A 13,100-nucleotide genomic window follows, 5' to 3' on the forward strand; every position below is an offset into this window, starting at 1 on the left:
TCATGCGTTGCATTCTGCTGTTGCTACTGTGCCTGGGCCTGCCGGCCTGGGCAGACCTGGACTATCGGCTCAAGCCCCGGCAGATCGCCGAAGGCACCTGGCTGCTGGAGGGCAGCACCGACAATTTCGCCAAGGATAATGGCGGCAATATCGTCAACACCGCGTTCATCGTCACCGACAACGGGGTGGTGGTGATCGACAGCGGGCCGTCGAAACGCTACGGCGAAGCATTGCGCCAGGCCATTGCCGCCACCACCGACAAGCCGGTGGTCGAAGTGCTGCTGACCCATCATCACCCCGACCATGTGCTGGGCAACCAGGCCTTTGCCGATGTGCCCATCGGCGCCCTGGCCGGTACCGGCGAGCTGTTGCGCCAGCAGGGGGAGGCCATGGCCGAGAACATGTACCGCCTGGTTGGCGACTGGATGCGCGGTACCGAGGTGGTGCTGCCGACCCGTGTGCTGGAGCCAGGTATTCACGAGGTGGGTGGGCACCGCCTGCGGCTGCTGGCGCTGGGCGGGCACACCGGTGCCGACCTGGCGATTCTGGATGAAAGCACCGGTGTGCTGTTCGCCGGCGACCTGGTGTTCTACGAGCGCGCATTGACCACGCCCAACAGCCCGGGGCTGGAGGTGTGGCTGAAGGACCTGGACACCTTGCAAGCGCTGCCCTGGAAGCAGCTGGTGCCTGGTCATGGCCCGCTGGCCAGCGATGCCCGGCCGTTTGCCCAGATGCGTGATTACCTGGGCTGGCTGGACGGGCTGATGCGCGACGGCGCGGCGCGTGGCGATGACATGGCCGAGATGATCCGCAGCCCCATACCCGAACGGTTTGCTGCTATCAGCCTGACCCGTTACGAGCTGATTCGCAGTGTCAGCCACTTGTACCCCCGTTACGAACGCCAGCAGCTGCGGCGTGTCGACGCCAAGCCCCCTATCTGAGGGTGTAACACGGCCCCCTGTGGGACCGCGCAAGTTCACTGCTACCAAGGAACTAGAAAACTCAGCACTGCGGGCAATTGTTGGCAAGCAGGTCGGGACCAAGAATTCCCGACACACCGGGAAGTTTTCCCGGATACAACAAAAAAACCAAAGGTAGCCGTCATGACCCGATCCACACGTCGTCCCGTGTTCGCCTTGAGCCTGGTGCTCAGCGCCATGCTGCTTGCCGGTGCAGCCCACGCCGCTGTCAGCAATGAAGAAATTCTCCAGGACCCGAAGAACCCGCAGCAGATCGTGACCAATGGCCTGGGCGTGCAGGGCCAGCGCTACAGCCCGCTGAACCTGCTCAATACCGACAACGTCAAGGACCTGCGGCCGGTCTGGGCATTTTCCTTCGGTGGTGAGAAGCAGCGCGGCCAGCAGGCCCAGCCGCTGGTCAAGGACGGGGTGATGTACCTGACCGGCTCCTACTCACGGGTGTTCGCCGTGGACGCCCGTACCGGCAAGAAACTGTGGCAATACGATGCGCGCCTGCCCGATGACATCCGCCCGTGCTGCGACGTGATCAACCGCGGCGTGGCGCTGTACGGCAACCTGGTGTTCTTCGGCACCCTCGATGCCAAGCTGGTGGCGCTGAACAAGGACACCGGCAAGGTGGTATGGAGCAAGAAAGTGGCCGACCACAAGGAAGGCTACTCCATCAGCGCCGCGCCGATGATCGTCAACGGCAAGCTGATCACCGGCGTCGCCGGCGGCGAGTTTGGCGTGGTGGGCAAGATCCAGGCCTACAACCCGGAAAACGGCGAGCTGCTGTGGATGCGCCCGACCGTGGAAGGGCACATGGGCTACGTGTACAAGGACGGCAAGGCGATCGAAAACGGCATTTCTGGCGGCGAGGCGGGCAAGACCTGGCCCGGCGACCTGTGGAAGACCGGTGGTGCGGCGCCTTGGCTGGGCGGCTACTACGACCCGGAAACCAACCTGATCCTGTTCGGCACCGGCAACCCGGCGCCGTGGAACTCGCACCTGCGCCCGGGCGACAACCTGTATTCCTCTTCGCGCCTGGCCCTGAACCCCGACGATGGCACCATCAAGTGGCACTTCCAGAGCACGCCGCATGACGGCTGGGATTTCGACGGCGTCAACGAGCTGATCTCGTTCAACTACAAGGACGGCGGCAAGGAGGTCAAGGCCGCCGCTACCGCTGACCGCAACGGCTTCTTCTACGTGCTGGACCGCACCAACGGCAAGTTCATCCGCGGCTTCCCCTTCGTCGACAAGATCACCTGGGCCACCGGCCTGGACAAGGACGGCCGGCCAATCTACAACGAGGCCAGCCGGCCGGGGGCGCCGGGTAGCGAGGCCAAGGGCAGCTCGGTGTTCGTCGCCCCGGCGTTCCTCGGGGCCAAGAACTGGATGCCGATGGCCTACAACAAGGACACCGGGCTGTTCTATGTGCCGTCCAACGAGTGGGGCATGGACATCTGGAACGAAGGCATCGCCTACAAGAAGGGCGCGGCGTTCCTCGGTGCCGGCTTCACCATCAAGCCGCTCAACGAAGACTACATTGGCGTGTTGCGCGCCATCGACCCGGTCAGCGGCAAGGAAGTGTGGCGCCACAAGAACTATGCGCCGCTGTGGGGCGGGGTGCTGACCACCAAGGGCAACCTGGTGTTCACCGGCACGCCGGAAGGCTTCCTGCAGGCCTTCAACGCCAAGACCGGCGACAAGGTCTGGGAGTTCCAGACCGGTTCCGGCGTGCTCGGTTCGCCAGTGACCTGGGAAATGGACGGCGAGCAGTACGTTTCGGTGGTTTCCGGTTGGGGCGGCGCGGTGCCGCTGTGGGGCGGTGAAGTGGCCAAGCGGGTCAAGGACTTCAACCAGGGCGGCATGCTCTGGACCTTCAAGCTGCCCAAGCAACTGCAAACGGCAAGCGCCAGTCGCTAAGCCGACAACCTGCCGCTTGCTGCCAGGGACCCTGTGGCAAGCGGCCCTACTACCAAATGACGAGAGCCCCGCTGCCAACGATGCATTCGCCCGGCAGGCGGGGCTTTTTACCATCGGCTCATCGCCTGTCGCTGGACAGGCATCGACCCACAGAGGCTCAGCATGATCTACGCACAACCCGGAACCCCAGGCGCCATCGTGTCCTTCAAGCCACGCTACGGCAATTTCATCAACGGCGAATTCGTGCCGCCGCTGGGCGGCCAGTACTTCACCAACAGCTCGCCGGTCAATGGCCAGCCGATTGCCGAGTTCCCGCGCTCCGGCGCCCAGGACATCGAGCAGGCCCTGGACGCCGCGCATGCCGCTGCCGAGGCCTGGGGCAAGACCTCGGTGCAGGACCGCGCCCTGGTACTGCTGAAGATCGCCGACCGCATCGAACAGAATCTCGAAGTACTGGCCGTTACCGAGAGCTGGGACAACGGCAAGGCCGTGCGCGAAACCCTCAACGCCGACGTGCCGCTGGCGGCGGACCACTTCCGCTACTTCGCCGGCTGCATCCGTGCCCAGGAAGGCGGCGCCGCCGAAATCAACGAGGGCACCGTGGCCTACCACATCCACGAGCCATTGGGCGTGGTCGGGCAGATCATTCCATGGAACTTCCCGCTGCTGATGGCCGCCTGGAAACTCGCCCCGGCGCTGGCAGCCGGCAACTGCGTGGTACTCAAACCGGCGGAGCAGACGCCGTTGTCGATCACCATTTTCGCCGAGCTGATCGCCGACCTGCTGCCAGCAGGCGTGCTGAACATCGTCCAGGGCTTTGGCCGCGAAGCCGGTGAGGCCCTGGCCACCAGCAAGCGCATCGCCAAGATCGCCTTCACCGGTTCCACCCCGGTGGGCTCGCACATCATGAAGTGCGCGGCCGAGAACATCATCCCGTCCACCGTCGAACTGGGCGGCAAGTCGCCGAACATCTTCTTCGAAGACATCATGCAGGCCGAGCCCGCGTTCATCGAAAAGGCAGCCGAAGGCCTGGTGCTGGCGTTCTTCAACCAGGGTGAAGTGTGCACCTGCCCGTCGCGGGCGCTGATCCAGGAATCGATCTACGAGCCGTTCATGGCCGAGGTGATGAAGAAGATCGCCAAGATCACCCGTGGCAACCCGCTAGACACCGCGACCATGGTCGGCGCCCAGGCCTCGGAGCAGCAATACGACAAGATTCTTTCCTACTTGCAGATTGCCCGGGAGGAGGGCGCGCAGCTGCTCACCGGTGGCGCTGCCGAGCGGCTCGACGGCGACCTGGCCAGCGGTTACTACATCCAGCCGACCCTGCTCAAGGGCAACAACAAGATGCGCGTGTTCCAGGAGGAGATCTTCGGCCCGGTGGTGGGCGTGACCACCTTCAAGGACGAAGCCGAAGCCCTGGCGATCGCCAACGACAGCGAGTTTGGCCTGGGCGCGGGGCTGTGGACCCGTGACATCAACCGTGCCTACCGCATGGGCCGCGGGATCAAGGCCGGGCGCGTGTGGACCAACTGCTACCACCTGTACCCGGCGCATGCCGCGTTCGGTGGCTACAAGAAGTCCGGGGTGGGCCGCGAGACGCACAAGATGATGCTCGATCACTACCAGCAGACCAAGAACCTGCTGGTGAGCTACGACATCAACCCGCTGGGCTTCTTCTAAACCGCGTCGCGGCCTTCGCGGGCTCGCCCGCTCCCACAGGTATTGCACTGGTCTTGAAACTTGTGCAGTCCCTGTGGGAGCGGGCGAGCCCGCGAAGAGGCCGGCACTGCCATGCACAAATCCACAGCTGCTCCGTGTTACCCCTACCAACGCACCCCGCAAACCTGTCCCAAAGTAGCATTCGGCCCCGTCGCCCCTCGTGCATTAATGCCTCTACCGGAATCGCCCGGCACCAAGAAGAGGAATGCCCCATGTGGACTAAACCCGCCTTTACCGACCTGCGCATCGGCTTCGAAGTGACGATGTACTTCGCCAATCGTTGATGCCTGTCCGGCCATCAGCGCGATGGCCGGTTCTTCATTGAGCATGCCCGTTGTGAACCTGATCGATCGCGAACAAGCCCTGGCCTTGCGCAAGGGCTTCCGCCTGCGCTGGGAGCCGCGCCGGGCCTGCCATGTGCTGCTGTACCCGGAGGGCACCATCGAACTCAATGCCAGTGCCGGCTGGGTGCTCGAGTTGCTGGACGGCCGGCGCAGCGTGGCGGCGGTCATCGACCGCCTTGCACAGCGCTTCCCCGGGGTGCCGGGGCTGGACGAGGACATCCTGGCGTTCCTGGAGGTGGCCCGTGCCAAGTACTGGATCGAATGAGCCGTGGCCAGGCTTTGGTCTGGTTGCTTTCGCTGCGGGATGCTTTACGCTGGCGGTTACCTTCCAGAACAATAAGAACAGGCTTCCCGATGAGCCAGAGTTTCAGCCCGCTTCGCAAGTTCGTTTCGCCCGAGATCATCTTTGGTGCCGGCTGCCGGCATAATGTCGCCAATTACGCCAAGACCTTCGGTGCGCGCAAGGTGCTGGTGGTCAGCGACCCCGGTGTGATTGCCGCCGGTTGGGTGGCGGACGTGGAGGCCAGCCTGCAGGCCCAGGGCATCGACTACTGCCTGTACAGCGCCGTATCGCCCAACCCGCGTGTGGAAGAGGTGATGCTTGGCGCCGAGATCTACCGGCAGAACCACTGTGATGTGATCGTCGCGGTCGGCGGCGGCAGCCCGATGGATTGCGGCAAGGCCATCGGCATCGTGGTCGCCCACGGGCGCAGCATCCTCGAATTCGAAGGCGTGGACATGATCCGTGTGCCCAGCCCGCCGCTGATCCTGATCCCGACCACGGCCGGCACCTCGGCGGACGTGTCGCAGTTCGTGATCATTTCCAACCAGCAGGAGCGCATGAAGTTCTCCATCGTCAGCAAGGCGGTGGTGCCGGACGTGTCGCTGATCGACCCGCAAACCACCCTGAGCATGGACCCGTTCCTGTCGGCCTGCACCGGTATCGATGCGCTGGTGCATGCCATCGAAGCCTTCGTTTCCACCGGCCACGGCCCGCTGACCGACCCCCATGCGCTGGAAGCCATGCGCCTGATCAATGGCAACCTGGTGGAGATGATCGCCAACCCCACCGATATCGCCCTGCGCGAGAAGATCATGCTGGGCAGCATGCAGGCAGGGCTGGCGTTTTCCAATGCGATTCTGGGTGCGGTCCACGCCATGTCGCACAGCCTGGGCGGGTTCCTCGACCTGCCGCATGGCCTGTGCAATGCGGTGCTGGTGGAACACGTGGTGGCGTTCAACTACAGCTCGGCACCGGAGCGTTTCAAGGTGATTGCCGAAGTGCTGGGTATCGACTGCCGCGGCCTCAACCACCGGCAGATCTGCGCACGCCTGGTGGAGCACCTGATCGCGCTCAAGCGTGCCATCGGCTTCCATGAAACCCTGGGCCTGCACGGCGTGCGCACGGCCGATATCCCGTTCCTGTCGCAACATGCGATGGACGACCCGTGCATCCTCACCAACCCGCGTGCGTCGAGCCAGCGTGATGTCGAGGTGGTCTATGGCGAGGCCCTCTGACGAGCAGCAACGGGCGCTGGCCGGGCTGCTGGGGCTGGGTGACCACTCGGCGCGCAAGAGCCATTACCCGGAGCTGGCTGCGCGCCTGGACGAACTGGAGGCCGAACGCAACCGCTACAAGTGGCTGTTCGAAAACGCCGTGCACGGGATTTTCCAGGCCAGCCTGCAAGACGGCATGCGTGCCGCCAACCCGGCGTTGGCACGCATGCTGGGTTACGACAACCCGCAAGCGTTGCTGTTTCCGCTGACGGACCTTGCCGCCAACCTGTTTGTTGGCGGGGCCGAAGAGTTGCACGCCATCACCGCGACCCTCGCCCGTGAACGCAGCCTGCACGGTTATGAAACCCGCTTGCGGCGCAAGGACGGCAGCCACCTCGATGTGTTGATGAACCTGTTGCTCAAGCCAGGTCAGGAAGGGCTGGTGGAAGGGTTTGTCGCCGACATCACCGAACGCAAGCTGGCCCAGCAGCGCCTGCAGCAACTGAATGACGAGCTCGAGCAACGGGTGGCTGCCCGTACCGATGAGCTGCTGGAGGCCAACCGCAACCTGCAACAGCAGATCGCCGAGCGCAAACAGATCGCCCGCGCCCTGCGCGATGCCCGCGACGCCGCGGAAACCGCCAACCGCAGCAAGGACAAGTACCTCGCTGCCGCCAGCCATGATCTGCTGCAACCGCTGAATGCCGCGCGGCTGCTGATCTCGACCTTGCGCGAAAGACCGCTGCCAGAAGCGGAAAAAGTGCTGGTGGAGCGTACCCATCAGGCGCTGGAGGGCGCTGAAGACCTGTTGACCGACCTGCTGGACATTTCCCGGCTCGACCAGGCGGCGGTCAAGCCGGACGTGGCGCTGTACCGCCTCGACGAGCTGTTCGGGCCACTGGTCTCGGAGTTCCGCACGGTGGCCGATGCGGCAGGCCTGAAGTTGCGTGCGCGCATTGCCGACTACGCCATCAGCACCGACCTGCGGCTGATGACGCGTATCCTGCGCAACTTTCTCAGCAACGCCTGTCGTTATACCGATGAGGGCAGGATTCTGCTGGGCGCCAGGCGCCGCGGCGATCACTTGCGCCTGGAGGTGTGGGATACCGGGCGGGGCATCGCGGCCGATCGGCTGCAGGCCATTTTCCTCGAGTTCAACCAACTTGACGTAGGCCGTGCCGCCGATCGCAAGGGTGTGGGGCTGGGGCTGGCGATCGTCGAGCGGATCGCCAAGATTCTCGGCTACCGCATCGAGGTGCGTTCGTGGCCGGGGCGTGGCTCGATGTTCAGCATCGACGTGCCGATCGGCGAAGCCATGCCGTTGCCTATCCACCAGGCCGCGCCGCAGCCTGGCGCCGGCAACCCGTTGCCGGGCCGCCGCCTGCTGGTACTGGACAACGAAGTGAGCATCCTCGAGAGCATGGGCGCGCTGCTCGGGCAGTGGGGCTGCGAAGTGGTTACCGCGACCGACCAGGCCGGGGCCTTGCTGGCCTTGCAGGGGCGGGCACCGGAATTGATCCTGGCGGATTTTCACCTGGACCACGGTGTCGTCGGCTGCGAGGTGGTCAGGCATTTGCGTGAACATTTCGGCGCCGCCATTCCCGCGGTGATCATCACTGCCGACCGCAGCGATCAGTGCCGACGCTCCTTGAACAAGCTCGGTGCGCCGTTGCTGAACAAGCCCGTCAAACCGGGGAAGTTGCGTGCGGTGTTGAGCCAGTTGCTGGGCTGAAGCCTCAACCCCATGGCCTTGCGCGTACCTCTGTAGGAGCAGCCTTGTGCTGCGAAGAGGCCCGTACTGATTATGCATATCTGTTGCTTGTACCGGCCTCTTCGCAGCACAAGGCTGCTCCTACAGGGGGGGGCCGCGCAGTGCCAGGTGGCTGTTCCTGAAATGGGACTCTGTATGGCCTTTCAATACAAGCGACTGGACAAGAATAACGCCGCTGTACTGCTGGTGGATCACAAGTCAGTTGTGTGCCGCTGGTGCCTTTGCCTCCAGCAGGGCGGTACCGAGCATTTGGTGATAGTGCCCGGGGCCAAGCAGGCGCAAGATTCCGGCCTTTTCGAGCTTGCCAAGCACCTTGCCGTTGGCTTCGCACAGTTTCACCACGATCTGGCGTTCATGCAGTTGCTGGATCACTTCCTCCAGGGTCTGCAGCCCGGTGATATCCATGAAGGGCACCCGCTTCAGGCAAATTACCAGCAGTTCAGGGTCGGTATGCGTTTGTGACAGGGCGCGCTCGAAGGTTTCAGCGGCGCCAAAGAACAGCGGGCCTTCGATGGTGTACACCAGCACGCCGGGGGGCAGCGATTTCTGGCCGTTGCTGTGCAGTTCATTGGCCAGTTCCTCTTCGACCACCTGCTGGACTTCGACGGACGATGCCATGCGGCGCATGAACTGAAGCATGGCGAGGATGACGCCGATATTCACGGCGATCACCAGGTCGCTGAACACCGTCAAGGTGAAGGTGACGAGCAGGATGGCGATGTCGGCTCGCGGTGCGCGCTGCAGCATGCGCTTGAAATGCTTCAGCTCGCTCATGTTGTAGGCGACGACGAACAGGATCGCTGCCAGTGCGCAGAGTGGAATGTTCGACGCCAGTGGCGCCAGGAACAGAATGATCAGTACCAGTGTCAGCGCATGGATGATGCCGGCCAACGGCCCGGTAGCACCATTGCGGATGTTGGTCGCTGTCCGGGCAATGGCACCTGTGGCGGCAAAGCCCCCGAACAGCGGCACTACCAGGTTGGCGACCCCTTGGCCGATCAATTCCTGGTTCGAGTCGTGCCTGGTCCCTGCCATGCCGTCGGCGACGACAGCCGAGAGCAATGATTCGATGGCCCCCAGCATGGCGATCGCAAATGCTGGCCCGATCAGTTCGATCACCCGCGCCAGGGAGACTTCGGGCCAGGTCAGTGACGGCAAACCTTGTGGGATCGCCCCGAAGGCGGTGCCGATGGTAGCCACACCGTCAAAATGGAACAGGGATTGGACGAGCGTCGCGAACACCATGGCTACCAGTGGCCCGGGCAGGCGTTTCAGCACGGGCAGCCTTGGTGCCAGGATCAGCAAAGCAAGGCTGCATGTCGCGAGCAGCGTCGTGGCAATGTGGAGGTCCGGCAGGGCTAGCAACAGATGCCACAGTTTTTCGTGGAAGTGCCCACCTTCGATTACGGGCAGGCCGAAGAAGTCACGCCATTGCCCAACCCAGATGATGATGCCGATGCCGGCGGTGAAACCTACGATCACCGGGTCGGGAATGAACTTGATGACTGCACCCAGGCGGGTAATGCCAAGCACCAGCAGTATGGCGCCAGCCATCATCGTGGCCAGTTGAAGGCCTTCCACTCCGTACTTCGCCGTCACCCCTGCGAGGATCACGATGAAGGCCCCGGTCGGTCCGGCGATCTGCAATCGACTGCCGCCCAGCAAGGAAACCAGCAGCCCGCCTATGATCGCCGTGTAGATGCCTTGCTCCGGCTTGACCCCGGAAGCGATGGCGAAGGCCATGGCGAGGGGCAGCGCAACAACCCCGACGATGAGGCCGGAGACAAGGTTGCGCATCCAGTGTTCACGCTTGAACAGGCCGGCGTTCCAGGCTTCGCGAACCGCGATCATTGCAGGCTCCTTGATAAGGTGCATGCACATAGTATTTAGCATGCCATGGGCCTGTTGTGCCTCTGAACGAACTGATCGAGCTGAACGAGGCGGAGCAGGGCAGGCGCGGCATCTGCACCCTCAAATGTGAAGGCGTTGTGCGGGTCCAGATTCACGATGTCTCGCACGCTTCCTTCCGACCGCCCGTGATGATCGGAATGTAGCTTGCCGGGCCTGACTGATGGCACTTCAGGCACGGTCACCTGCAAAGCGATAACTGCGAAACAGCAGGATAGAGCGTCCAAAGACACTTGCTAAGTTTGGATCCAGTTGTTGGTAAAACTTTCCATTCGGTCAAATTACAACAACTTAGCAAACTAACTAACTTGATTTAGTGTGCCGCCTGTCGGTCGTTTTGCTCGAGAAATGAACGATTTGGATGACACTGACTCCTATTTGCCAGCAGGTGCGTTCAATGTGATTGCACCTCGCGCCTTTCCCCAGAACTTATGGACGATCAACCTCATCGGCATTGCAGGGATGCTCATGGGGCTTTTTTATTCCTGAATAGTGGAGTATTGCCATGCCCAACCGAGGCTCTTCGGGTGAGCCACCGCGTATATTGAGTGACAATCTGCTTTTTCATTTAACGATTAGAATTTGGCTCTGTCGTTGCGATTAAATCGTTCGCACACCTATTTCAAAGCCATCTAGCGCTAACGCATTGCGTGGAGAAAATGTCGTGGAGATTAATACAATTATTAGCCTGTTCGGGCAGAAAGAATCCATGGGGCTGGTGCGGTTGTCTGTTATTTACGTCCATTTATTGGCCTGTTGCATTGCCATCGGCATGGTATTCGCCAGTGACGCCGAGATGGTCAGGAACTTGTTGAAGGGTCATAAAGAAACTGGGCATGACAGTAAGCATATGACGAGCTTGCAGAAGTCCGTGGCCAATGCCCTGATATTCTTGTGGCTCACGGGTGCCGCAGTGATTGGAATTGACTACCTTGATAAAGGTATGAACTATTTTGCCAATCCTAAACTTCAAGCGAAGGTCATTATTGTCATGTTGCTGACCTTCAATGGCATGCTGTTGCATCGTTATGTATTGCCTGCCCTGCTCAAAGCAGGCAACTTGCTGGACCTTAATTTTGGCGTGCGGATGTTCGCACTGTTCTCCGGCGCACTGTCGGGTGTGTCCTGGCTGTATGCGGCGATGCTGGGTGTTGGCCGCCCACTGGCCTGGAAATACTCGCTGACCGAGTTGCTGCTGGCCTATCCGGTACTGATCCTGCTGGGCTTTGCCATGATGGCTGCCCTGACCCAGTGGGCACGCAAACGCAGCCAGGCCGAACCAGCTCCAGCGCCTGTCTGGCGACTGGCAGGCATTCCTACCTGATTGCCTGAGTAACGCTTCGGTTGCGCCGCGAACCGGGAAACCTGGTTCGCGGCGAGCTCGTTTCATGCGCAGCCTCTGGGCGGTTCGACTGGCGGCATTGAATTTGAACGTCGCCCAATGGTGGGGCTCTTAATGCAAAGGACACCGTGAGGGCTCCATCATGAGCATTGAACGCAGCATCCCCGAGCTCGAAGCCTGGTACGCCCAATACGACGACATCAGTTACCGCCGTGAGTCGCCGGATGCCTACCACCATGAACTGCTACGCACGGCCGAGGCGCTGCGTGACGATGGTGCCATCGACTGGGACGACTGGCTGGCACTCAAGGCATTGGCCGATGACGCCCATGTGCGCGCCCTGGAAGATGCCGTGCAGGCCCATGTGAGCGACCCCGACGCATGAAAGCGCTTAAGATTGCCACGTTCAACATCAACGGCATTCGTAGCCGACTGCCGGCACTGCTGGCCTGGCTGGAGCGGGAAAGGCCTGACATTGCCTGCCTGCAGGAGCTCAAGGCGGCGGATCAGCAGTTTCCTCACCAGGCGCTGGAAGCGGCGGGGTACGGCAGCCTCTATCAAGGGCAGCCTTCGTGGAACGGTGTGGCCATTCTGTCGCGAGGCAGCGAACCACTGGAAGTACGGCGTGGCCTGCCTGGCATGGAGGACGACAACCAGAGCCGCTACCTCGAAGCCGCGGTGCACGGGGTGCTGGTGGCTTGCCTGTACCTGCCGAACGGCAACCCGCAACCGGGGCCGAAATTCGATTACAAGCTCCGCTGGTTCGAGGGCCTGATCGAGCATGTCAAAGGGCTGCATGACGGTGGCCATCCCGCGGTGCTGGCGGGCGATTTCAATGTGGTGCCAACCGATATGGATATCTACGACACGCGCTCCTGGATGAAGGACGCGCTGCTGCAGCCCGAATCACGTGCGTGCTACCAGAAACTGCTGAATCAAGGCTGGGTCGACGCCATTCGCCATCTGTATCCGGACGAGCGCATTTACACCTTCTGGGATTATTTCCGCAACCACTGGGCACGCAACGCCGGTTTACGTATCGACCACCTGCTGCTCAACCCCGAGCTCGCGCCCTACCTGAAGCGGGCTGGTGTCGATGCCTGGGTGCGTAACGAACCCAAGGCCAGCGACCATGCGCCCGTCTGGATCGAGCTGGGCACGCGTCGCCGGCCATAGGGCAGTTCGAGCGAACCTTCAACTACCGGAACCACCGCTGGAGCCCGAACCACCAGAGCCTCCGGTCCCGCTACCCGTCCCGGTGCCGCGTTCCGATCCACTGCGGTCACTACCGGATCGGTCGGTGGTGCCATCGCCACCGGTATTGTCAGTGTCATTGCCATCGGTTCCGCCGGAACCTGTCCCCATGGCATCCGCAGGCGTGCCGGAGCCGGTCGCTCCGCCTTGGTTGCTCATGTGCCCACTGTCATGCGGCTGCGTGCCAGGAGCACGCTGATCGTTCAGGTCGGTGGCTGCCAGCACCACAGGTGCGCTGAGCCCCAGGCACAGCACGAGCAGTAACGAATGAGGCTTCATGATCTTCATGGCGATACTCCGTTGCGGGTTGGTCACCTTCTGTTCGGCCTGCATCACCCACGGGCGTGCCGTGAAATCGACGGAATGCATGGAGC

At 62.2% G+C, this 13,100-nt stretch carries 12 protein-coding genes; 10 read left to right on the forward strand and 2 right to left on the reverse strand.

Going from position 1 to position 13,100, the window contains the following annotated elements:
* The first annotated feature begins 2 nt into the window (after positions 1 to 2).
* The 7 genes from GEV38_RS11970 (at position 3) to GEV38_RS12000 (ending at position 8,183) form a co-directional block, all read left to right on the forward strand.
* The gene (locus tag GEV38_RS11970) at positions 3 to 941 is read left to right on the forward strand and encodes a quinoprotein relay system zinc metallohydrolase 1 (protein ID WP_015270053.1); all 939 of its coding nucleotides are present in this window, start codon (positions 3 to 5) and stop codon (positions 939 to 941) included.
* Between the two features lie 162 nt (positions 942 to 1,103).
* Positions 1,104 to 2,888, forward strand: a complete 1,785-nt coding sequence (pedH, locus tag GEV38_RS11975; RefSeq protein WP_024086834.1) for a PQQ-dependent alcohol dehydrogenase PedH — start codon at positions 1,104 to 1,106, stop codon at positions 2,886 to 2,888.
* 162 nt (positions 2,889 to 3,050) lie between these two features.
* Complete coding sequence (locus tag GEV38_RS11980) at positions 3,051 to 4,571, forward strand: aldehyde dehydrogenase family protein (RefSeq protein WP_015270055.1); 1,521 nt, start codon at positions 3,051 to 3,053, stop codon at positions 4,569 to 4,571.
* Positions 4,572 to 4,822: 251 nt separating this feature from the next.
* Positions 4,823 to 4,894 (forward strand): pyrroloquinoline quinone precursor peptide PqqA, encoded by a 72-nt coding sequence (gene pqqA, locus GEV38_RS11985; RefSeq protein WP_003253598.1) that lies wholly within the window; start codon positions 4,823 to 4,825, stop codon positions 4,892 to 4,894.
* A 52-nt stretch (positions 4,895 to 4,946) separates the two neighbouring features.
* Complete coding sequence (gene pqqD / locus GEV38_RS11990) at positions 4,947 to 5,219, forward strand: pyrroloquinoline quinone biosynthesis peptide chaperone PqqD (protein ID WP_039613271.1); 273 nt, start codon at positions 4,947 to 4,949, stop codon at positions 5,217 to 5,219.
* An 89-nt stretch (positions 5,220 to 5,308) separates the two neighbouring features.
* Positions 5,309 to 6,472, forward strand: a complete 1,164-nt coding sequence (ercA, locus tag GEV38_RS11995; RefSeq protein WP_013972181.1) for an alcohol dehydrogenase-like regulatory protein ErcA — start codon at positions 5,309 to 5,311, stop codon at positions 6,470 to 6,472.
* Complete coding sequence (locus tag GEV38_RS12000) at positions 6,456 to 8,183, forward strand: NahK/ErcS family hybrid sensor histidine kinase/response regulator (RefSeq protein ID WP_054573832.1); 1,728 nt, start codon at positions 6,456 to 6,458, stop codon at positions 8,181 to 8,183. Before ercA ends, GEV38_RS12000 begins: the two co-directional genes overlap by 17 nt.
* Before the next feature lie 237 nt (positions 8,184 to 8,420).
* Here GEV38_RS12000 and GEV38_RS12005 read toward each other — a convergent pair whose 3' ends face one another.
* Entirely contained in the window at positions 8,421 to 10,073 is a 1,653-nt protein-coding gene (locus tag GEV38_RS12005; protein WP_015270057.1) for a SulP family inorganic anion transporter, read from the reverse strand.
* A gap of 766 nt (positions 10,074 to 10,839) precedes the next feature.
* Here GEV38_RS12005 and GEV38_RS12010 point away from each other — a divergent pair.
* The 3 genes from GEV38_RS12010 to xth all read left to right on the forward strand — a co-directional run bounded on the left by GEV38_RS12010 (position 10,840) and on the right by xth (position 12,648).
* The gene (locus GEV38_RS12010; RefSeq protein ID WP_173896075.1) at positions 10,840 to 11,454 is read left to right on the forward strand and encodes a hypothetical protein; all 615 of its coding nucleotides are present in this window, start codon (positions 10,840 to 10,842) and stop codon (positions 11,452 to 11,454) included.
* Positions 11,455 to 11,614: 160 nt separating this feature from the next.
* Positions 11,615 to 11,857 (forward strand): hypothetical protein, encoded by a 243-nt coding sequence (locus tag GEV38_RS12015; protein WP_003257678.1) that lies wholly within the window; start codon positions 11,615 to 11,617, stop codon positions 11,855 to 11,857.
* Complete coding sequence (xth, locus tag GEV38_RS12020; protein ID WP_015270059.1) at positions 11,854 to 12,648, forward strand: exodeoxyribonuclease III; 795 nt, start codon at positions 11,854 to 11,856, stop codon at positions 12,646 to 12,648. Before GEV38_RS12015 ends, xth begins: the two co-directional genes overlap by 4 nt.
* A gap of 18 nt (positions 12,649 to 12,666) precedes the next feature.
* Here the strand turns inward: xth and GEV38_RS12025 are convergent, their stop codons facing one another.
* Positions 12,667 to 13,095 carry a hypothetical protein gene (locus GEV38_RS12025; RefSeq protein ID WP_015270060.1) on the reverse strand — a complete coding sequence of 143 codons (429 nt, stop codon included), beginning with the start codon at positions 13,093 to 13,095 and terminating at the stop codon, positions 12,667 to 12,669.
* Positions 13,096 to 13,100: the final 5 nt, after the last annotated feature.

This window comes from Pseudomonas sp. 13159349, assembly GCF_013305685.1.
GTDB lineage: Bacteria > Pseudomonadota > Gammaproteobacteria > Pseudomonadales > Pseudomonadaceae > Aquipseudomonas > Aquipseudomonas asiatica.

Bases quoted from the DNA above. Each gene is read 5' to 3' on its own strand.
- GEV38_RS11970 (WP_015270053.1), top strand. From the start codon at position 3: ATGCGTTGCATTCTGCTGTTGCTACTGTGCCTGGGCCTGCCGGCCTGG.
- pedH (WP_024086834.1), top strand. From the start codon at position 1,104: ATGACCCGATCCACACGTCGTCCCGTGTTCGCCTTGAGCCTGGTGCTC.
- GEV38_RS11980 (WP_015270055.1), top strand. From the start codon at position 3,051: ATGATCTACGCACAACCCGGAACCCCAGGCGCCATCGTGTCCTTCAAG.
- ercA (WP_013972181.1), top strand. From the start codon at position 5,309: ATGAGCCAGAGTTTCAGCCCGCTTCGCAAGTTCGTTTCGCCCGAGATC.
- GEV38_RS12000 (WP_054573832.1), top strand. From the start codon at position 6,456: ATGGCGAGGCCCTCTGACGAGCAGCAACGGGCGCTGGCCGGGCTGCTG.
- GEV38_RS12005 (WP_015270057.1), bottom strand. From the start codon at position 10,073: ATGATCGCGGTTCGCGAAGCCTGGAACGCCGGCCTGTTCAAGCGTGAA.
- GEV38_RS12010 (WP_173896075.1), top strand. From the start codon at position 10,840: ATGGGGCTGGTGCGGTTGTCTGTTATTTACGTCCATTTATTGGCCTGT.
- GEV38_RS12015 (WP_003257678.1), top strand. From the start codon at position 11,615: ATGAGCATTGAACGCAGCATCCCCGAGCTCGAAGCCTGGTACGCCCAA.
- xth (WP_015270059.1), top strand. From the start codon at position 11,854: ATGAAAGCGCTTAAGATTGCCACGTTCAACATCAACGGCATTCGTAGC.
- GEV38_RS12025 (WP_015270060.1), bottom strand. From the start codon at position 13,095: ATGCATTCCGTCGATTTCACGGCACGCCCGTGGGTGATGCAGGCCGAA.